At 64.1% G+C, this 19,755-nt stretch carries 17 protein-coding genes and 1 pseudogene; 16 read left to right on the top strand and 2 right to left on the bottom strand.

Going from position 1 to position 19,755, the window contains the following annotated elements:
- Positions 1 to 166 precede the first annotated feature (166 nt).
- Positions 167 to 955 (top strand): hypothetical protein, encoded by a 789-nt coding sequence (locus tag PNO31109_RS16805; RefSeq protein WP_150556593.1) that lies wholly within the window; start codon positions 167 to 169, stop codon positions 953 to 955.
- 174 nt (positions 956 to 1,129) lie between these two features.
- On the opposite strand, the gene ompA is transcribed toward PNO31109_RS16805, so the two are convergent.
- Positions 1,130 to 1,795: an outer membrane protein OmpA gene (ompA, locus tag PNO31109_RS16810; protein ID WP_150556594.1), complete on the bottom strand. Its 666-nt coding sequence runs from the start codon at positions 1,793 to 1,795 to the stop codon at positions 1,130 to 1,132.
- 411 nt (positions 1,796 to 2,206) lie between these two features.
- Here ompA and gyrA point away from each other — a divergent pair, with 411 nt between their 5' ends.
- From gyrA to aroA, 6 genes are all read left to right on the top strand, one after another.
- Complete coding sequence (gyrA, locus tag PNO31109_RS16815; protein ID WP_150556595.1) at positions 2,207 to 4,828, top strand: DNA gyrase subunit A; 2,622 nt, start codon at positions 2,207 to 2,209, stop codon at positions 4,826 to 4,828.
- Between the two features lie 141 nt (positions 4,829 to 4,969).
- Positions 4,970 to 5,557, top strand: coding sequence for a DUF2059 domain-containing protein (locus PNO31109_RS16820; RefSeq protein WP_150556596.1), 588 nt, complete (start codon positions 4,970 to 4,972; stop codon positions 5,555 to 5,557).
- A 293-nt stretch (positions 5,558 to 5,850) separates the two neighbouring features.
- On the top strand, positions 5,851 to 6,960 hold the full coding sequence (gene serC / locus PNO31109_RS16825) for a 3-phosphoserine/phosphohydroxythreonine transaminase (protein WP_150556597.1): 1,110 nt from the start codon (positions 5,851 to 5,853) through the stop codon (positions 6,958 to 6,960).
- 120 nt (positions 6,961 to 7,080) lie between these two features.
- A complete protein-coding gene (pheA, locus tag PNO31109_RS16830) occupies positions 7,081 to 8,163 on the top strand; it encodes a prephenate dehydratase (protein WP_150556598.1) in 1,083 nt (360 codons plus the stop codon).
- Complete coding sequence (locus PNO31109_RS16835) at positions 8,160 to 9,041, top strand: prephenate dehydrogenase (RefSeq protein WP_306345255.1); 882 nt, start codon at positions 8,160 to 8,162, stop codon at positions 9,039 to 9,041. Before pheA ends, PNO31109_RS16835 begins: the two co-directional genes overlap by 4 nt.
- Positions 9,041 to 10,363 (top strand): 3-phosphoshikimate 1-carboxyvinyltransferase, encoded by a 1,323-nt coding sequence (gene aroA / locus PNO31109_RS16840; protein WP_150556599.1) that lies wholly within the window; start codon positions 9,041 to 9,043, stop codon positions 10,361 to 10,363. The genes PNO31109_RS16835 and aroA overlap by 1 nt, the downstream gene beginning before the upstream one ends.
- 111 nt (positions 10,364 to 10,474) lie before the next feature.
- Here aroA and PNO31109_RS16845 read toward each other — a convergent pair.
- Positions 10,475 to 10,751 (bottom strand): annotated as a pseudogene (locus tag PNO31109_RS16845) (Nramp family divalent metal transporter); the annotation flags it as partial.
- 197 nt (positions 10,752 to 10,948) lie between these two features.
- Here PNO31109_RS16845 and cmk point away from each other — a divergent pair.
- From cmk to PNO31109_RS16890, 9 genes are all read left to right on the top strand, one after another.
- Positions 10,949 to 11,644: a (d)CMP kinase gene (cmk, locus tag PNO31109_RS16850; RefSeq protein WP_217433189.1), complete on the top strand. Its 696-nt coding sequence runs from the start codon at positions 10,949 to 10,951 to the stop codon at positions 11,642 to 11,644.
- A gap of 115 nt (positions 11,645 to 11,759) precedes the next feature.
- A complete protein-coding gene (gene rpsA / locus PNO31109_RS16855) occupies positions 11,760 to 13,463 on the top strand; it encodes a 30S ribosomal protein S1 (RefSeq protein WP_039409192.1) in 1,704 nt (567 codons plus the stop codon).
- 12 nt (positions 13,464 to 13,475) lie between these two features.
- Positions 13,476 to 13,769 carry an integration host factor subunit beta gene (locus PNO31109_RS16860; protein WP_017232087.1) on the top strand — a complete coding sequence of 98 codons (294 nt, stop codon included), beginning with the start codon at positions 13,476 to 13,478 and terminating at the stop codon, positions 13,767 to 13,769.
- 238 nt (positions 13,770 to 14,007) lie between these two features.
- Positions 14,008 to 14,301, top strand: coding sequence for a LapA family protein (locus PNO31109_RS16865; RefSeq protein ID WP_150556600.1), 294 nt, complete (start codon positions 14,008 to 14,010; stop codon positions 14,299 to 14,301).
- A gap of 66 nt (positions 14,302 to 14,367) precedes the next feature.
- Positions 14,368 to 15,543 (top strand): lipopolysaccharide assembly protein LapB, encoded by a 1,176-nt coding sequence (gene lapB / locus PNO31109_RS16870; protein WP_150556601.1) that lies wholly within the window; start codon positions 14,368 to 14,370, stop codon positions 15,541 to 15,543.
- Between the two features lie 21 nt (positions 15,544 to 15,564).
- Complete coding sequence (locus PNO31109_RS16875) at positions 15,565 to 16,938, top strand: UDP-glucose dehydrogenase family protein (protein WP_150556602.1); 1,374 nt, start codon at positions 15,565 to 15,567, stop codon at positions 16,936 to 16,938.
- A 17-nt stretch (positions 16,939 to 16,955) separates the two neighbouring features.
- Positions 16,956 to 17,945, top strand: a complete 990-nt coding sequence (gene rfaE1 / locus PNO31109_RS16880) for a D-glycero-beta-D-manno-heptose-7-phosphate kinase (protein WP_150556603.1) — start codon at positions 16,956 to 16,958, stop codon at positions 17,943 to 17,945.
- A complete protein-coding gene (rfaD, locus tag PNO31109_RS16885; protein ID WP_150556604.1) occupies positions 17,942 to 18,946 on the top strand; it encodes an ADP-glyceromanno-heptose 6-epimerase in 1,005 nt (334 codons plus the stop codon). Before rfaE1 ends, rfaD begins: the two co-directional genes overlap by 4 nt.
- A 459-nt stretch (positions 18,947 to 19,405) precedes the next feature.
- The coding region (locus tag PNO31109_RS16890; protein WP_174966441.1) for a ComEA family DNA-binding protein at positions 19,406 to 19,755 on the top strand (350 nt) is incomplete at its 3' end.

The raw sequence follows: 19,755 nt of genomic DNA on the forward strand, positions 1-19,755 counted from the left end.
TACTATGCCTTTGTGACCTTCGTGTGACGTTTCATGTGGCCTGTCCGTGCCACCGGGCAATGGACGCAGTGCACCACCCGTTTGCCGGCAGCCCGGCCCGCCAGCGTCGCACGCACGTGCTTGGGCGATTCATGTTCAACCCCCTATGCCGATAGGAGAGTGTGTCATGGCAGCAGAGCCGTCTGTCCGAAGCAATGCGTTTATCTTCTATTCCCTTGCCACGGTGTCGTTCATCGAGACCAGTGTCCCCGAGTTCGTCGCCACGCTCAATCAGATGTACAGCGACGATGACGAGATGCGAACGTGGCTGCGCGACACCTGGCTGCCCGAGGAGGTCGAACACGGGCGCCTCGCCAAGGACTATATCGCACGCGTATGGCCCGAGTTCGACTGGCAGAACGCCTATGACGCGTTTCTCGAGCGCTACAAGCCGCGGTGCGATGTGGAGTACATGCGGCCGTCGCTGGCGCTCGAAGCCTTGTCGCGGTGCGTCACGGAAACGCAGACGGCCATGATCTACCGTTGCCTCGAGTCCTACATGCCGGTCGAGGAACTCAAGCAGATGATGCACAAGCTGAGCAGCGAGGAGGTCGGCCACTATCGCTACTTTCGCAAGACCTTCGATCGCTACAACGCGGTGGAGCGGCACGGCGTGATCAGCCGCCTGCGCACGATGGTCGCGCGCAGCGAACTGGTTCGCGACGAGGACATTGCCTTCGCGTTCGAGCCGCTCAACCGGTTCTGGCGCTCGCCGCCGCCGTTCGAGACGATGACCTGGGAGGCTTTCCTCGCCATGTCAGGCGACGTCATGAAGCAGTACATGCCGGTCGAGGCGGCCACGCGCATGATGTTCAAGCCGCTCGAGACCGGCTCGTGGTGGCGCGATCGTCCCGTCAAGGCGCTGATGTCATTCATGGTCAAGCGCCAGTATCCGCAGTTGGCCGGCGAGGCCTGACTTGCCCGGGGTGGCCCGCGATGGCAGCGGGCGCGCGGCAGAGGCAGACGGCGTGATCGGCGGGAAAGGCCGTCAATCACGCTGTGCCGGAAATTGCCGGGGCTCCCCGTTGCGGCGGCAACAGACGAAAAAAACCCCGCCGAGGCGGGGTTTTTTCGTAGTCGGTGAACCGTATTACTTGTTCGTGCCGACGACTTCGACTTCCACGCGACGATCCGGTGCCAGGCACTTGATCAGCTGAGCACGGTTCTTCTGGTTGCAACCCGTCGTGACCGGGTTACGCTTGCCCTTGCCTTCGGTGTACACGCGGTTGGCTTCGACGCCCTTGCTGACCAGGTAAGCCTTCACAGCTTGAGCGCGACGCAGCGACAGACGGTCGTTGTACTTGTCCGAACCGATGCGATCGGTGTAGCCCGTGGCAACCACGACTTCGAGGTTCAGCGCCTGGACCTTGCCGGCCAGATCGTCCAGCTTGGCCTTGCCTTCCGGCTTCAGGATGGCCTTGTCGAAATCGAACAGGGCGTCAGCTTGGTACGTCACCTTCTGCGAAACCGGAGCGACCGGAACCGGAGCCGGTGCCGGAGCCGGAGCCTGGGCGATGATCGAGCCATCGCACTTGGCATTGGCCGTGGCCGGGGTCCAGTAGGCGTCGCGCCAGCAGAGTTCGTCCGAGCCGTTCTTCCACACCCACTCGCCGCTGCCGTTAACCCAGTTGTCGTTGACAGCTTGTTTCGAGGCCGCGATCGGGCCCGGAGCGGTCTGGACATAATTTTGAGCCATAGCCGAAGCAGCCATCACTGCGGTAGCTGCAACGATCGCGAGCTTAGCGAATTTATTCATATTTCTCCTCTCGAAATGAGATTACCGCAGGTTTACTGCGAGCCTAGACGACGGAACCAAAGTCTTACATCGCTCGAAGTATAACATCGCCGAGTGCGCGAAAGCATGGCCCATGCACTTCGAATAATGTCTAACTTATGCCACGGCATTTTGCCATAGCGCTCCAGCCGGCCGCGAGAAAAAACCCAGGTTTGCCGCCCCTCGTGGCGCAGTTGTGGTTTGAGCGCAACACCTTTTGAAGCGCCTCGCCAACCGTTTCATTGCCCGTGATTACGCGACGTTTTGGCCTCCTCTTCATGTCTTGTGCATCGCATCACGCTCGTTTCGGATGCCTATGACGGGCATGTTAGAATCACGTGATCATATCGCCGGCAGCCGCCTATCGCGATTAGGGCTTGATAGACACGGATAATGGATCAGTTCGCCAAAGAAACTCTCCCGATTTCGCTCGAAGAAGAAATGCGGCGGTCGTATCTCGATTACGCCATGAGCGTGATCGTCGGCCGCGCCTTGCCGGACGTGCGCGATGGCCTGAAGCCGGTTCACCGCCGTGCGCTGTTCGCCATGCACGAGTTGAACAACGACTGGAACCGTGCGTACAAGAAATCCGCGCGTATCGTCGGTGACGTCATCGGTAAATATCACCCGCACGGCGACGCTTCCGTCTACGACACCATCGTGCGCATGGCGCAGCCGTTCTCGCTGCGCTACATGCTCGTCGACGGACAGGGCAACTTCGGTTCGGTCGACGGCGACAACGCCGCCGCCATGCGATACACCGAAGTGCGCATGGCCAAGATCGGCCACGAACTGCTCGCGGACATCGACAAGGAAACCGTCGACTTCGGTCCGAACTACGACGGCAGCGAAAAGGAACCGCTGATCCTGCCGGCCCGCATCCCGAACCTGCTGCTCAACGGCTCCTCGGGGATCGCGGTCGGTATGGCGACCAACATTCCGCCGCACAACCTCAACGAAGTCGTCGAGGGCTGCCTGCACCTGCTCAAGCACCCCGACGCCAGCGTCGACGAACTCATCGAGATCATCCCCGCGCCCGATTTCCCGACGGCCGGCATCATTTACGGTATCTCCGGCGTGCGCGAGGGTTACCGCACCGGCCGCGGTCGCGTCGTGATGCGAGCGAAGACTCACTTCGAAGACATCGATCGCGGCCAGCGCGTGGCGATCATCGTCGACGAACTGCCTTACCAGGTCAACAAGCGCTCGCTGCTCGAGCGCATTGCCGAGCTGGTCAACGAGAAGCGTCTGGAGGGCATCTCCGACATTCGCGACGAGTCCGACAAGAGCGGCATGCGGGTGGTGATCGAGCTCAAGCGCGGGGAAGTGCCCGAGGTGGTGCTCAACAACCTCTACAAGCACACCCAGCTGCAAGATACCTTCGGCATGAACATGGTGGCGCTCGTCGACGGCCAGCCCAAGCTGCTGAACCTGCGCGAGATGCTGGTGCACTTCCTGTCGCACCGCCGCGAAGTGATCACTCGCCGCACGATCTACGAACTGCGCCGCGCCCGCGAGCGCGGCCACGTGCTCGAAGGTCTGGCGGTAGCACTCGCTAACATCGACGACTTCATCGCGATCATCAAGGCCGCGCCCACGCCGCCGATCGCGAAGGCCGCGCTGATGGAGAAGTCGTGGGATTCGTCGGTGGTGCGCGAGATGCTCGCGCGTGCCGAGAGCGAGACCCAGGGCGGCCGTGCCGCCTATCGTCCGGAAGGGCTGGACGCCGCGGTCGGCATGCAGGCCGACGGCCTGTACCGCCTGTCCGAGACGCAGGCGCAGGAAATCCTGCAGATGCGTCTGCAGCGCCTGACCGGCCTGGAGCAGGACAAGATCGTCTCCGAGTACAAGGAAGTCATGGCGCAGATCGCCGACTTGCTGGACATTCTGGCGCGTCCGGAGCGCGTCACCACGATCATCGGCGAAGAACTCACGGCCGTGCGCGCCGAGTTCGGCGACGCCCGTCGCTCGACCATCGAACACAACGCTACCGAGCTCGACACCGAAGACCTGATCACGCCGCAGGACATGGTCGTGACCCTGTCGCACTCGGGCTACATCAAATCGATGCCGCTGTCGGAGTACCGCGCGCAGAAGCGCGGCGGCCGCGGCAAGCAGGCGGCTGCGACGAAGGACGACGACTGGATCGACACGCTGTTCATCGCGAACACGCACGACACGATCCTGTGCTTCTCGAACCGCGGTCGCGTGTACTGGATCAAGGTCTACGAGGTGCCGCAGGGCTCGCGGAACTCGCGTGGCCGCCCGATCGTCAATATGTTCCCGTTGCAGGACGGCGAGAAAATCAACGTGGTGCTGCCGGTCAAGGAGTACACGGAAGATCGCTTCGTGTTCATGGCAACGAGCCTGGGCACGGTCAAGAAGACGCCGCTGGCGGCCTTCAGCCGTCCGCTCAAGAAGGGCATCATCGCCGTGAACCTGGACGAGGGCGACGTTCTGATCGGTGCGGCGATCACCGACGGCGCTCACGACGTCATGCTGTTCTCGGACGCCGGCAAGGCCGTGCGCTTCGACGAGAACGACGTGCGCCCGATGGGGCGCGAAGCGCGCGGCGTTCGCGGCATGCAGCTCGAAGACGGCCAGACGGTCATCGCGCTGCTCGTCGCCGAGAACGAACAGCAGTCGGTGCTCACGGCCACGGAGAACGGCTACGGCAAACGCACGTCGATCACCGAATATACGCGCCATGGCCGCGGCACTAAGGGTATGATTGCGATCCAGACGAGCGAGCGCAACGGCCGGGTGGTCGCCGCGACGCTGGTCGAGCCGGATGACGAGATCATGCTGATCACTACCGGCGGGGTGCTGATCCGTACGCGCGTGTCCGAGATCCGCGAAATGGGCCGCGCCACGCAGGGGGTGACGCTGATCAGCCTGGACGAGGGCACGACGCTCTCAGGTCTGCAACGCATCGTCGAGTCCGATGCCGAAGTCGCGGACACCGCCGAGAACGGTGGCGACGGCGAGGCGCCCGAAGCGGATGTCACGGAGTAATTCAGGCGTAACTCGATGTAAGCTTCGGGTGCATTGTCCCGAAAAGTCAGTAGAATCTGGCTCGATGCAGTGAAGTGACCAGGCGAGGATGCATCTATTTATCGCCGGCGGGAGCTGGCGAACTTTGGAGTGACTATTACTATGCAACACAACGTCAAGAAGTGGATGTGGCTGCTGCTGGCAGCACCGGCAGTGGCAATGGCCCAGCAGAGCGCTCCGCTGGATGCCGACAAGAAGGCAGCCATCAAGGATCTGCTTGATGCCATCGACTCCAGCAAGCTCGTGACCGCCATCGGCGAAGGTGCTCAGGCGCAAGCCAAGCAACTGGCGCCGCAAGTGCTGGAGCGCCAGCTGGTCGAGAACAAGACGTTGAGCGACGCACAGAAGCAGGCCATCGTGCCGACGCTGCAACAGAATTCCGTGCAGAAGCTGGTTGACGGTGCGGGCAAGGTCTTCACGACCGACTCGTTCAAGAACGACGCGGTGCAGGCCCAGTACGCCGCCTATGGCAAGTACTACACGACCGACGAGATCAAGGGTCTGACGGCGTTCTACAAGAGCCCGGTCGGCCAGAAGTACATCAAGGTGCAGGACCAGGTTGGCCAGGAAGTGGTCGGCGGCCTGATGCAGAAGTACATGCCGCAATCGATCGACGCGACCAGCAAGCAGGCTGACGCCGAAATCGCCGCGGCTGCCAAGTCGGCACCGAAGGCTCCGGCCAAGAAGTAATTCGGTACGATTCGGCGGGCGCCGCCGGGTTTGACCGATAATGGCCGTTTGCGAGCGATCGCAAACGGCCATTTTGCGTTGAGGAGGCAAATCGGCAGATTCGGCTCGGAATTATCCAGAATCCCTTCGTCCAACGCCGGAAAACTCGCCCGGCCCCGCACGCGAAGTGCAACTGGCGGTATAGTTGGCCCTTATCGCCGCCGCGCAACCGAATCATCGTCCAGACGTGAAACGCAAGCCGCACGGGTGCCTGTCCGACGGCTTGCGTTTCACTTTTACTGCAGCAAACGATTATGACGCGTGCTTTCAATTTTTCCGCCGGTCCGGCGGCGTTGCCCGCCGAAGTGCTCGCGCGGGCGGCCGAGGAGATGCTCGACTGGCACGGGGCCGGCATGAGCGTGATGGAGATGAGCCATCGCGGCAAGGAATTCATGAGCATTCTGGCGCAGGCGCAAGCCGATCTGCGCGAGTTGCTGGCCGTGCCGGAGAACTACCGCATCCTGTTCATGCAGGGCGGCGCGCTCGCCGAGAACGCGCTCATTCCGATGAACCTGCTCGGCGCGCGTGCAGACGGGCAGCGCACGGCCGACTATGTCGTCACGGGTTCGTGGTCGGTGAAGTCTCAGAAGGAAGCGCGCAAGTATTGCGAGGTGAACATCGCGGCGAGCACGGAAGACGAAAAGTTCACGCGCCTGCCGTCGATGGCCGAATGGAAGCTGTCGAAGGACCCCGCTTACGTGCACATCTGCACGAACGAGACGATTCATGGCGTCGAGTACTTCTGGACGCCGGACCTGGCCGCCGCGGGGTTGCCCGATACGCCGCTCGTGGCCGACGTCTCCTCGCACATTCTCTCGCGTCCTATGGACGTCTCGAAGTTTGGCGTGATGTACGGCGGGGCGCAGAAGAATATCGGTCCGTCGGGGCTGACGGTCGTCATCGTGCGTGACGACCTGCTGGGCCGTGCATTGCCGATCACGCCGAGCGCGTTCGACTGGAAGATCGTTGCGGAAAACGATTCGATGTACAACACCCCGCCGACTTATGCCATCTACATCGCGGGGCTGGTGTTCCAGTGGATCAAGCGTCAGGGCGGTCTGGCCGCGATGGAAGCGCAGAACAAGGCGAAGGCGGAACTGCTGTACGGCTATCTCGATGGCAGCGACTTTTATCGCACGTCGGTGGCTGCGGATTGCCGCTCGCGCATGAACGTGCCGTTCTTCCTGCATGACGACGCGCTCAACGAAACTTTCCTGGCCGGCGCTCGCGAGCGCGGCCTGCTGCAGCTCAAGGGCCACAAGTCCGTGGGAGGCATGCGCGCCTCGATTTACAACGCGATGCCGCTCGCCGGCGTCCAGGCGCTGGTCGACTATCTGCGTGAATTCGAACGCAGTCACGGCTGACGAGGGTGGACCGGCGGCGTGACGCGAGCGTTCCGGGCGCCCGAGACGGGGCCGGAACCACAGAGGCAGCGCGCCGGAGAGCACCTGACCATGTCCCATCGCAAGAAGACAATACGTTCCATGGATGACGATCTGAATGCATCGCTGCGCCCGCTGCGCGAGAAAATCGATGCCATCGACGCGCAGTTGCTCAAGCTGCTCAATCAACGTGCGGCCATCGCGCTGGAGGTCGGCGAGGTCAAGAAGCGTTTCGGCGCGCCCGTGTTTCGGCCCGAGCGGGAGCTGCAGGTGATTTCGCGGCTCCAGCAGGCGAACGACGGGCCTTTGTACGGCGACAACCTCGCGTCGATCTGGCGCGAGATCATGTCTGCGAGCCGGGCGCTCGAGAAAGTCATGACGGTGGCCTACCTGGGACCGGCGGGAACTTACAGCGAGCAGGCCGCGTTCTCTTATTTCGGCCAGAGCGTGAAAGGGTTGCCGTGCCCGTCGCTCGATGAAGTGTTCCGTGCGGTCGAGGCCGGCAGTGCGGACTTCGGCGTCGTGCCGGTCGAGAACTCGACCGAAGGCGTGGTGTCGCGCACGCTGGACCTGTTGCTCCAAAGCCCCCTGACGATCGGCGGCGAAGTGGCGTTGCCGATTCATCACAATCTGATGTCGCAGTCCGGCACGCTCGAGGGCGTGACACGCATCTGCTCGCACGCCCAGTCGCTCGCACAGTGCCAGCACTGGCTGTCGGCGCACTTGCCCAAACTCGAGCGGCAGGCGGTGGCGAGCAATGCCGAAGCGGCGCGCATGGCGTCGACCGATCCGACCGTGGCCGCCATCGCAGGTGAATCGGCGGCCACGCAATACGGCTTGCAGATCGCGTTCTCGCACGTGCAGGACGATCCGCACAACCGCACGCGCTTCGTCGTGATCGGCACACAGGATGCCGCCCCGAGCGGCCGCGATCAGACGTCGCTGATCCTGTCGGTGCCCAATCGCGCCGGTGCCGTCGTCGCACTGCTCGAGCCGCTCGCGAACAACGGCGTGTCGATGACCCGTTTCGAGTCGCGTCCGGCCAAGAGCGGTGCCTGGGAGTATTACTTCTACATCGACTTCGAAGGCCACAGGGACGATCCGAACGTGGCCCGGGCGCTCGACGCATTGCGCCAGAACGCGGCCTACTGCAAGGTGCTCGGGTCGTACCCGCGCTCCGCATGAACACCATGCGCGTGAACAGACTTGTCATCTGCGGCGTTGGCCTGATCGGTGGCTCGCTGGCGCGTGCGCTCAAGGCGGCGGGCGCCGTGGGCGAAGTCGTTGGCGTCGGGCGCAGCGAGGCATCGCTCGCGCGAGCGCGCGAGCTGGGCGTGATCGATCGTGCCGCGACATCGATGGCGCAAGCCGTGCCCGGCGCAGACATCGTCGTGCTCGCCGCGCCGGTGGCGCAGACGCCCGCGTTGCTCGCCGCGATTCGTCCACATCTGGGCGGCGGCACACTCGTGACCGACGCGGGCAGCACGAAGAGCGACGCGGTGGCCGCTGCTCGCGCGGCGCTGGACGACGAGGCGTGGCGCTTCGTGCCGGGCCATCCGATTGCGGGCGCGGAACTGTCCGGCGTCGACGCCGCGAAGGCCGACCTCTATCGCGATCGGCGCGTGGTGCTTTGCCCACAGGCGGTGAACCGTGCGCAAGACGTCGCCCGGGTGCGCGCCATGTGGGAGGCCACGGGCGCGCTGGTGTCGGAAATGTCAGAGACGCAGCACGATCGGGTTTTCGCGTCGGTCAGCCATCTGCCGCACGTGCTGTCGTATGCGCTTATCGCGCAGATTCTGGAGGCCCCCGATGCCGCGCTGAAATTCGGTTTCGCGGGCGGTGGCTTTCGGGATTTCACGCGCATTGCCGCCTCCAATCCGGAGATGTGGCGCGATATCTGCGTGGCTAATCGCGACGCCCTGCTCGCTGAGCTCGACGGCTATCTCGCCACGCTCGGCGCGTTGCGCCAATTGATCGACGCCGGCGATGGCGCTGGTCTGGAGGCCGTCTTCGCTCGCACGAGTCAGGCGCGAACGGACTGGGCCAAGCAACAGGAAAAGTAATGGAAACGCTCGATCTCGGCCCTTACGGCCATGCCGAAGGCACGCTGCGCCTGCCCGGCTCCAAAAGTATCTCGAACCGTGTGCTGCTGCTCGCCGCGCTCTCGCACGGCACGACGCGCGTGCGCGATCTGCTCGCGTCGGACGACACGCAGGTCATGCTCGACGCACTGGCCGCGCTGGGCGTGACGTGCACGCAGGTCGGCAACACGCGTGACTTCGTCGTCGAGGGGTGTGGCGGGGAGTTTCCGGTGAAGGCGGCCAAGCTGTTCATGGGCAATGCCGGCACGGCCATTCGTCCGCTGACGGCAGCGCTCTCGCTCAGCCACGGCGACTACGAAGTCTCGGGCGTGGCGCGCATGCACGAGCGTCCGATCGGGGATCTGGTCGACGGGCTGCGGCAACTCGGCGCGCACATCGACTATCTGGGCAATCCGGGTTACCCGCCGTTGCATATCAAGCCTGCGGACGTGGCTGCGCCCACTGCGCCGATTCGCGTGCGCGGGGACGTCTCGAGCCAGTTCCTGACCGCGTTGCTGCTCACGCTGCCGCTACTGCCCTCGGCCTCGGGGGAGATTGTCGTGGAGGTGGAAGGCGAGTTGATCTCGAAGCCATACATCGAGATCACGCTGCGTTTGCTGCGCCGTTTCGGCATCGACGTCCGCCAGGACGGATGGTCGCGCTTCGCGTTGCCCGCGGCTGGCGCCGACGGCCCGAAATACCGGAGCCCCGGGGAGATCCGAGTGGAGGGCGATGCCTCGTCGGCGTCGTACTTCCTCGCGGCAGGCGCCATCGGCGGTGGGCCGATGCGCGTGGAGGGCGTGGGCCGCGACAGCATTCAGGGCGACGTGCGCTTCGTCGACGCGCTCGCTGCGATGGGGGCGAAGGTCACGTTGCACGACAATGCGATCGAGGTGCATGGCGTGGACACGCCGAGCGGCAAGCTGCGCGCGCTGGATATGGACTTCAACCACATTCCGGATGCCGCGATGACAATCGCCGTGGCGGCGCTGTTTGCTGACGGTACGACCACCCTGCGAAACATCGCGAGCTGGCGCGTGAAGGAGACCGACCGGCTCACGGCGATGGCGACGGAACTGCGCAAGGTTGGCGCGACCGTGGAAGAGGGGGCGGACTATCTGCGAGTGACGCCTCCGACGGCGCTCACGCCGAACGCCGCCATCGACACCTACGACGATCATCGAATGGCAATGTGCTTCTCGCTGGTAAGCCTTGGCGGCGTGCCGGTGACGATCAACGACCCGAAGTGCGTGGGCAAGACGTTCCCGACTTACTTCACCGAGTTCGTCCGCGTCGCGTCGTAATGCAGATTCGTGGTTTGCGCCTCGCCGCCGTGACCGTCGATCAATAGCGCCGGGAGGAGTGCCAGTCCGCGCGAGAGGACGGTGTCCCGGCGGGTGGCGCGCAACGTGCGTCGCACTGTCGCCGGAGACGATCGCGATCTCGCAGAGTCCCCACAACGCCAGCGAGGTGCGGCGGCTATACTGGCTACGAGAGAGCTGCGCGAGGTCGCGTCCGGTGACGAGGCCGACGCGCTGCCAGCCATTGCAGCAACAGCGCCATCACGCTCGAGAGCAGGACGACGCACAGCAGCGTGTAGCCGTAGCGCGCGCCTCCGGCAATGGCGGTTGCCTAATTGCCCGGATCCATATAGCCCGCGGCAACGAGCGTGCCGGCGCCCGCGAAACCCATCCATCCCCGGCCAGGCGCGGGAAGGGTTCCCAGGCGTTGGGCGATGGCCCTCGATCGGGGCCGCCTAAGCGATAATCGCGGCTTTGCACGTCGGTCACTTCTTCCGGAACGCCGGCGGTGCATACATCTAAATGATAATCATTGTTATTTAGATGGGAAGTATATTTTCAATGTGTTGGATAGACAGAGACGAAGGGATGCCTGATTTGACGGTGGTGGACGACTCAATTCCGGTCATTACGGTGGACGGCCCGACGGCGTCCGGCAAGGGCACGGTGGCGCACCGCGTGGCCGACGCGCTGGGCTTTCACTACCTCGACAGCGGGGCGCTGTACCGGTTGACGGCGCTGGCCAGCGCGCGCCACGGCATCGATCCGGACGACGTCGGCGCGCTCACGGTGCTGGCCGAGACGCTCGACGTTCGTTTTCGCGACCAGCGCGTATGGCTGGCCGGCGAAGACGTGACCGACGCGATCCGCGCCGAAGCCATCGGCAACCGCGCATCGAGCATTGCCGTGCACAAGCCGGTGCGCCAGGCGCTCGTGGGCCTGCAGCGGGGCTTCAAGACCGCGCCGGGCCTGGTGGCGGACGGTCGGGACATGGGGACGGTGATCTTCCCGGAGGCCGATCTCAAGGTGTTTTTGACCGCCAGCGCGCAGGCGCGTGCCGAGAGGCGGTATAAGCAATTGATAGAAAAAGGATTTTCTGCTAACATAGACAGTCTCATGCTGGATCTTGAGGCGCGTGACGCGCGGGATCGTACCCGTGCCGAGGCGCCGCTGCGGCCGGCAGAGGGTGCGCGGGTGCTCGATACATCGGGGCTCAACGTCGAACAGGCGGTGGCCCAGGTGCTCGAATGGTTCGCGCAGGTGCAGTACCCGCAAGGCGCCTGACCGAATGTTTCATGCAGTCATTCGGCCCGGCTTTGTTTAACCTTTAACCCAACCGTTGTACGTGAGCGTCAGTCCCCCTTACGGCAGACGAACGTCAGCGGCGTAATCCACTTTTATGTCCGACCTGCAAACCTCGACCAACGAATCTTTCGCGGCGCTTTTCGAAGAGTCGCTCTCCCGCCAAGACATGCGTGCTGGTGAAGTCATCAGCGCAGAAGTCGTGCGGGTTGACCACAACTTCGTGGTCGTCAACGCCGGCCTCAAGTCCGAAGCGTACATCCCCATCGAAGAATTCCTGAATGATCAGGGCGAGGTCGAAGTTCAGGCCGGCGACTTTGTTTCCGTGGCGATCGACGCCCTGGAAAACGGCTACGGCGACACCGTGCTGTCGCGCGACAAGGCCAAGCGTCTGGCTTCGTGGCTGCAACTGGAAAAGGCCCTGGAATCGGGCGACCTCGTGACCGGTACGATCACCGGCAAGGTCAAGGGCGGTCTGACCGTGATGGTCAACGGCATCCGTGCGTTCCTGCCGGGCTCGCTGGTTGACACGCGTCCGGTCAAGGACACGACCCCCTACGAAGGCAAGACCCTCGAATTCAAGGTCATCAAGCTCGACCGCAAGCGCAACAACGTTGTGCTCTCGCGCCGCGCGGTGATCGAGGCCACGCAGGGCGAAGAGCGCGCCAAGCTGCTCGAAACGCTCAAGGAAGGCGCGATCGTCAAGGGCGTGGTCAAGAACATCACCGACTACGGTGCATTCGTCGACCTCGGCGGCATCGACGGCCTGCTGCACATCACCGACATCGCATGGCGCCGCGTGCGTCACCCGAGCGAAGTTCTGTCGGTCGGCCAGGAAGTCACTGCGAAGATCCTCAAGTTCGACCAGGAGAAGGGTCGCGTCTCGCTCGGCGTCAAGCAACTCGGCGAAGATCCGTGGGAAGGCATCGCTCGCCGTTACCCGCAAGGCACCCGCCTGTTCGGCAAGGTCACCAACATCACCGACTACGGCGCGTTCGTCGAAGTGGAATCGGGCATCGAAGGCCTGGTTCACGTCTCGGAAATGGATTGGACGAACAAGAACGTTGCTCCGACCAAGGTTGTCCAGCTCGGCGACGAAGTCGAAGTCATGGTGCTCGAGATCGACGAAGACCGTCGTCGTATCAGCCTTGGCATGAAGCAGTGCAAGCCGAACCCGTGGGACGACTTCTCGCGCAACTTCAAGAAGGGCGACAAGATCAAGGGCGCGATCAAGTCGATCACCGACTTCGGCGTGTTCATCGGTCTGCCGGGCGGTATCGACGGCCTGGTCCACCTGTCGGACCTGTCGTGGAGCGAAGCTGGCGAAGAGGCCGTGCGCAAGTACAAGAAGGGCGACGAAGTCGAAGCCGTGGTGCTGGGCATCGATGTCGAGAAGGAGCGCATCTCGCTGGGTATCAAGCAACTCGAAGGCGATCCGTTCAACACCTTCGTGGCCATCAACGACAAGGGCTCGATCGTCAACGGCACGGTCAAGTCGGTTGACGCCAAGGGCGCTGTCGTGTCGCTGGGTGAGGATGTCGAGGGCTACCTGCGCGCTTCGGAAATCTCGCAGGACCGAGTGGAAGATGCTCGCAACGTGCTCAAGGATGGTGACGCCGTCAACGTGATGATCGTCAACATCGACCGCAAGTCGCGCAACATCAACCTGTCGATCAAGGCTAAGGATTCGGCTGAGCAGCAAGAAGCGATGAGCAAGCTGTCGTCGGATAGCTCGGCAGCGAGCGGCACCACGAACCTGGGTGCGCTGCTCAAGGCCAAGCTGGACAGCCAGAATCAGTAAGGTCCACGGCCTATGACCAAGTCTGAATTGGTCAACCAGTTGGCGGCGCGGTTTCCCCAGTTGGTGCTCAAGGATGCCGATTTCGCGGTGAAGACGATTCTCGACGCGATGGCCGATGCGCTTGCGCGCGGCCATCGAATCGAAATCCGCGGTTTCGGCAGCTTCGGGCTCAACCGCCGGCCACCGCGCGTCGGCCGCAACCCCAAGTCGGGCGAGAAGGTGATGGTGCCGGAGAAATTCGTGCCGCACTTCAAGCCGGGCAAGGAGTTGCGTGAGCGGGTTGATCACAAGGCGTCGGACCAATAAGGCCCTTTGGGATCTACTACGCAAGAAAAGCGCCTTCGGGCGCTTTTTTTGCATCTGGCGCATGCGTGTGCGCGCATTTGCCGAAATGTGAAGCGCACTGCAGGAACGACGCCTCTCAGGGCACATCCGGTACAATACGGGCACGTGCCGGCCCGGCGCGGCGACGGCATGGCAGCGGCGTGCGCGGGCGGTTCACATCGCACAACATACGGCAGGCCTGCCGCAGGAGCCTTTCGGCATGAAGCTGATTGTTTGGATCATTCGTCTCATCGTGTTCGTGGTGTTGCTGTGTCTTGCGCTCGCCAACACGGGAGAGGTCACGTTGAACCTGTTCCTGGGCCGCACGTGGACGGCGCCGCTGATCATGATCGGCCTGGCATTTTTCGTCGTGGGTGGCGTCATCGGGGTGCTCGCTACGCTGCCGAGCCTGATGCGGCAACGTCTGGAACTGCGTCGCGCGCGACGCGATCTGGCCCGTGCCCAGCGCGATCCCGAGGCGAGCGATCAGCCCCCCATGCTGCCGCCGGTCTAAGGCAACAGCGACGCGGCACGCGAAGCGCGCCATCTTCATCGACTGTTTCAACGACAACACGCTTTCATGGAATTCGAGGTCTGGTGGCTTCTGGCCATCCCCGTGATCTTCGGCTGCGGCTGGGTGGCCGCGCGCCTGGATCTGCGCAGCCTGCTCTCGGAGAGCCGCAATTTGCCGGCGTCCTATTTCCGAGGGCTGAACTTTCTGCTCAACGAGCAGCCCGACAAGGCCATCGACGCCTTCATCGAGGTCGCCAAGCTCGATCCGGAAACCACCGAACTGCACTTCGCGCTGGGCAGCCTGTTCCGCCGTCGCGGCGAGACGGAGCGCGCCATTCGCGTGCATCAGAACCTGCTCTCACGCGACGATCTGCCGCAAGCCGACCAGGAGCATGCGCTCTACGAGCTTGGCCACGACTTCCTCAAGGCGGGGCTGCTCGATCGCGCCGAAGAGGCGTTCGGCCGTCTGCACACGGGCGCCTATGCAAAGGCCGCGCAGCACGCCAAGCTCACCATCTATCAGATCGAGAAGGAATGGCGCAAGGCGCTCTCCGAGGCCGAGACGCTGAGCGAACTCGATCCGGCGGTGTCCTACCGCAAGGAGATCGCGCAGTTCCACTGCGAGTTGGCGCAAGAAGCGTTGCAGCGAAAGGACACCGAAGCGGTCTCGCGCGAGCTCGACGCCGCGCTCGCCGTCAACCCCGCCAACGTGCGCGCGCCGCTGTTGCGCGGCGACATGCTGCTCGCCGCGGGCGATGCGGCCGGTGCGCTCGCCGTACTGCGCACCATCGAAGCGCAGAATCCCGTGTATCTCGGCCTCGCGGCCAAGCGCCTGATGCGCGCCTACGAGGCGCTCGGTCGTGCGCCCGAAGGACTCGCCACGCTGCGCGACGCGCTGCGCAGGAATCCGTCGGACGATCTGCTGGAGATCGTCTATGAGAAGACGGTGGCCCTCGAAGGCCCCGAAGCCGCGCTCAAGCTCATGCGCGAGCTCATGCACCGGGCGCCGAGCGCGCCGGGCATGGCGCGTCTGCTCGAAGCGCACGCCGCCACGGCGCACGGCGACACGCAAGCCGATCTCGCGCTCATGGGCAAGCTCATCACGCAGCGCACCAAGTCGCTGCCGCGCTACGTGTGCGATCAATGCGGCTTCCGCGCGCGACTGTTCTACTGGCAATGCCCCGGCTGTAACGGCTGGGAGACCTATACGCCGCGACGTGCCGACGTGCCGGCGGCCTCCTAATTTCCTCAAGTTCGCGCAATCATGAAAGTCACCATCATCGGCTCCGGTTACGTCGGCCTCGTTACGGGCGCCTGCCTGGCGGACGTCGGCAACGACGTGTTCTGCCTCGACGTCGATCCGCGCAAGATCGACATCCTGAACAACGGCGGCGTGCCGATTCACGAACCCGGCCTGCAGGAAATCATCGCGCGCAACCGCGAAGCCGGCCGTCTGCAATTCTCGACGGATGTCGAGGCGTCCGTCGCGCATGGCGACGTTCAGTTCATCGCCGTGGGCACGCCGCCGGACGAAGACGGCTCGGCGGATCTGCAATACGTCGTTGCCGCCGCGCGCAACATCGGCCGCTACGCGAAGGGTTTCAAGGTCATCGTCGACAAGTCGACGGTGCCCGTCGGTACGGCGGACAAAGTCCGTGCCGCCGTGGCCGAAGAGCTCGCCAAACGCGGCGAAAACGTGGCGTTCTCGGTCGTCTCCAACCCCGAATTCCTGAAAGAGGGCGCGGCGGTGGACGACTTCATGCGCCCCGATCGCATCGTGATCGGCGTGGATGACGACGCCAACGGCCAGCAGGCGCGCGCCATGATGAAGCGGCTGTACTCGCCGTTCAACCGCAATCACGAACGCACCCTGTACATGGACGTGCGCTCGGCCGAATTCACGAAGTACGCCGCCAACGCCATGCTGGCCACGCGCATCTCGTTCATGAACGAGCTGGCCAACCTGGCCGATCGCGTGGGCGTGGATATCGAAGACGTGCGTCAGGGCATCGGCTCGGACCCGCGCATCGGCTACCACTTCCTGTATGCGGGCTGCGGCTATGGCGGCTCGTGCTTCCCCAAGGACGTGCAGGCGCTCGTGCGCACGGCGGAAGACTACGGTCTGCCGCTGCGCATCCTGAACGCGGTCGAAGCCGTCAACGAAACGCAGAAGGCCGTGCTGATCGACAAGATCGTGGCGCGGCTGGGCGAGGACCTGTCGGACAAGACGTTCGCTCTGTGGGGGCTGGCGTTCAAGCCGAACACCGACGACATGCGTGAAGCGCCGAGCCGCCGTGTGATCGCGGAGCTGGTGCGTCGCGGCGCCCGCGTGCGCGCCTATGATCCGGTCGCTCTCGAAGAGGCCCGGCGCGTGATCGCGCTCGACTTCGCGAACGATCCGGCCGCGCATGCGCGCGTCGAGTTCTGCGCGACGCAAAACGATACGCTCGCCGGCGCCGACGCGCTCGTAATCGTGACCGAATGGAAAGCGTTCCGCAGCCCCGATTTCGCGCGCGTGAAGGGCGCGCTGTCGCTGCCGCTGATCTTCGATGGCCGCAACCTGTACGATCCGGAAGCCATGAAGGAACTGGGCATCGAGTACCACGGCATTGGCCGCGGTTTGCACGAAGCCGCCTGAATCTCGAGGAGTGACGGATGATTTCGACGGCAACTTCGCTCACACGCACGGTGCAGGCGCCGGGCGTGCCCAACGTGCCTCGTGAGGCGTTTGCGCGCGCGCGCGTGCTGATCGTCGGTGACGTGATGCTCGACCGCTATTGGTTCGGCGACGTCAACCGCATCTCGCCCGAGGCGCCCGTGCCGGTGGTGCACGTCAAGCGCAACGAAGAGCGTCTCGGCGGCGCCGCAAACGTGGCGCTCAACGCAACCTCGCTCGGTGCGCAGGCGGGCCTGCTGTGCGTGCTCGGCGAGGACGAGCCGGGCGCGCGCGTGGCCGAGCTGCTCGGTGCGAGCGGCGTGAACGCGTTCGTCACGCGCGACGCCGATCTCGCCACGACGATCAAGCTGCGCATCGTCTCACGCCAGCAGCAACTGCTGCGCATCGACTTCGAGAACCAGCCGGCGCGCGAAGTGCTGCTGGCGGTGCTCGACCAGTACCGTCAACTGTTGGCCAACTACGACGTCGTGCTGCTCTCCGACTATGCCAAGGGCGGCCTCACACACGTGCAGCCCATGATTGAAGCGGCGCGCGCGGCGGGCAAGCCGGTGCTCGTCGATCCCAAGGGCAGCGATTACGAGCGCTATCGCGGCGCGACGATCCTCACGCCGAACCGCTCGGAATTGCAGCAGGTCGTGGGCGAATGGCGCTCGGAAGACGATCTCATGGCGCGTGCGCAAAACCTGCGCGAGTCGCTGAGTCTCGAAGCGTTGCTGCTCACGCGTTCGGAGGAAGGCATGACGCTTTTCACCGCGGGCGGCGCGCTGCATGTACCGGCACAAGCGCGCGAGGTCTATGATGTCTCGGGAGCGGGCGACACCGTGATCGCCACGCTTGCCGCGTCGCTCTCGGCGGGCCTGCCGCTCGAGCAGGCCGTCGTACTCGCCAACCGTGCGGGCAGTATCGTCGTGGGCAAGCTCGGCACGGCGACCGTGAACTACACCGAACTCTTTTCCGAACTGACATGACCATCATCGTGACCGGCGCCGCGGGCTTCATCGGCGCCAACCTCGTCAAGGCCCTCAACGAGCGCGGGGAGACCGACATCGTGGCGGTCGACAACCTCACGCGCGCCGACAAGTTCCGCAATCTGGTCGACTGCGAGATCAGCGACTACCTCGACAAGAACGACTTCGTCGCGCGCTTCGAGCGCCGCGAATTCGGCCGCGTGCGGGCGATCTTCCACGAGGGCGCATGCTCCGACACCATGGAGACGGACGGCCGCTACATGATGGAGAACAACTTCCGCTACACGCGCGCGTTGTTCGAAGCCTGTCAGGCGCAGACCGTGCCGTTCCTCTACGCGTCGTCGGCCGCCACGTATGGTGCGTCGGAGACCTTCGTCGAGACGCGCGAATACGAGAAGCCGCTCAACGTCTACGGCTACTCCAAATTCCTGTTCGACCAGATCGTGCGTCGCGCCATGCGCGAGGCGGGCGGCAAGTTGCCCAGCCAGGTCGCCGGCTTCCGTTACTTCAACGTGTACGGCCCGCGCGAAGCGCACAAGGGCCGCATGGCATCGGTGGCGTTTCACAACTTCAACGAATTCCGCGCCAACGGCCGCGTGAAGCTCTTCGGCGAATACAACGGCTACGCCGCCGGCACGCAAAGCCGCGACTTCGTCTCCGTCGAGGACGTCGTCAAGGTGAACCTGCACTTCTTCGATCATCCCGAGCGAAGCGGCATCTTCAACCTCGGCACCGGACGCGCCCAGCCGTTCAACGACATCGCGCTCGCCGTGATCAACACGCTGCGTGCACAGGCGGGCGAGGCGGCGCTCTCGCTCGACGAGATGGTGCAGCAGGGCCTGATCGAATACATCCCGTTCCCGGACGCGCTGCGCGGCAAGTACCAGTGTTTCACCCAGGCGAATATCGACCATCTGCGCCAGGCCGGCGGCTATCAGCAGCCGTTCTACACCGTGGGCGAGGGGGTGTCGCGTTACGTGCGCTGGCTGCTCGCGCAATAAGCGGCGCTCACCGAAGGTGATGCGGACGGGGAGCCCAGGCGGCTCCCCGTCTCGTTTGATGTCATCCGGAAGCGATCCGCGGCGTTAACATGAAGTAGGGAAGTCGCGAGGAAGCAGAGAGGTCCGGCCCGACGGAAAAGACGGAAAAGACGGCGAAGGGCGCACATCGATGAGGCGCCGGAGGGCAGGCGGGACACGAGGCCGCCCGCGAGGCGGGACGGGGGCGGCAGTCCCGGCCACTCATGGCGGGTGCGCGGCTTGCCGTGGCAGGTGTTGTGATGTGGCAGGCAGTGCCGGGCGCGAGTTCGCGGCGGCGAAAGGGAGGGCGTGATGCCCGGCTGTCGTATGCCGTGCGTCATTGCCATTGGCGTGAGCCGGGCCGTTGCCGTTCGAATGCACCGGACGCGAGACGGAACAAGGCGGCAGCGGTGGCCGGCTCGTCTTGACGAGGATCGCATCATGCTTCGCAAACTCTTGCTGGCGGTGGTTGCCTTTTTCACCCTCTGCGGCCTGGCGATGGCCGCGGTCGACATCAATACCGCCGATCAGGCACAACTCGAAACGCTCAAGGGCATCGGGCCGGTCAAGTCCAAAGCCATTATCGACGAACGTATCGCTCACGGCCCTTACAAGGACGCCGCCGACCTGGCCAAACGCGTCAAGGGGCTCGGTAGCAAGTCGGTCGCCACACTGCAGGCCGAGGGCATGACGATTGGCGGGCAGGGCGCTGTCGCACCGGCCGCCCCCGCTGCCACGGCGTCCGCCAAGCCCGCGCCGGCGCCGGCCGCGCCGACGGTGCCCGCCACGCC

It is taken from the genome of Pandoraea nosoerga (assembly GCF_902459585.1).
Taxonomy (GTDB): domain Bacteria; phylum Pseudomonadota; class Gammaproteobacteria; order Burkholderiales; family Burkholderiaceae; genus Pandoraea; species Pandoraea nosoerga.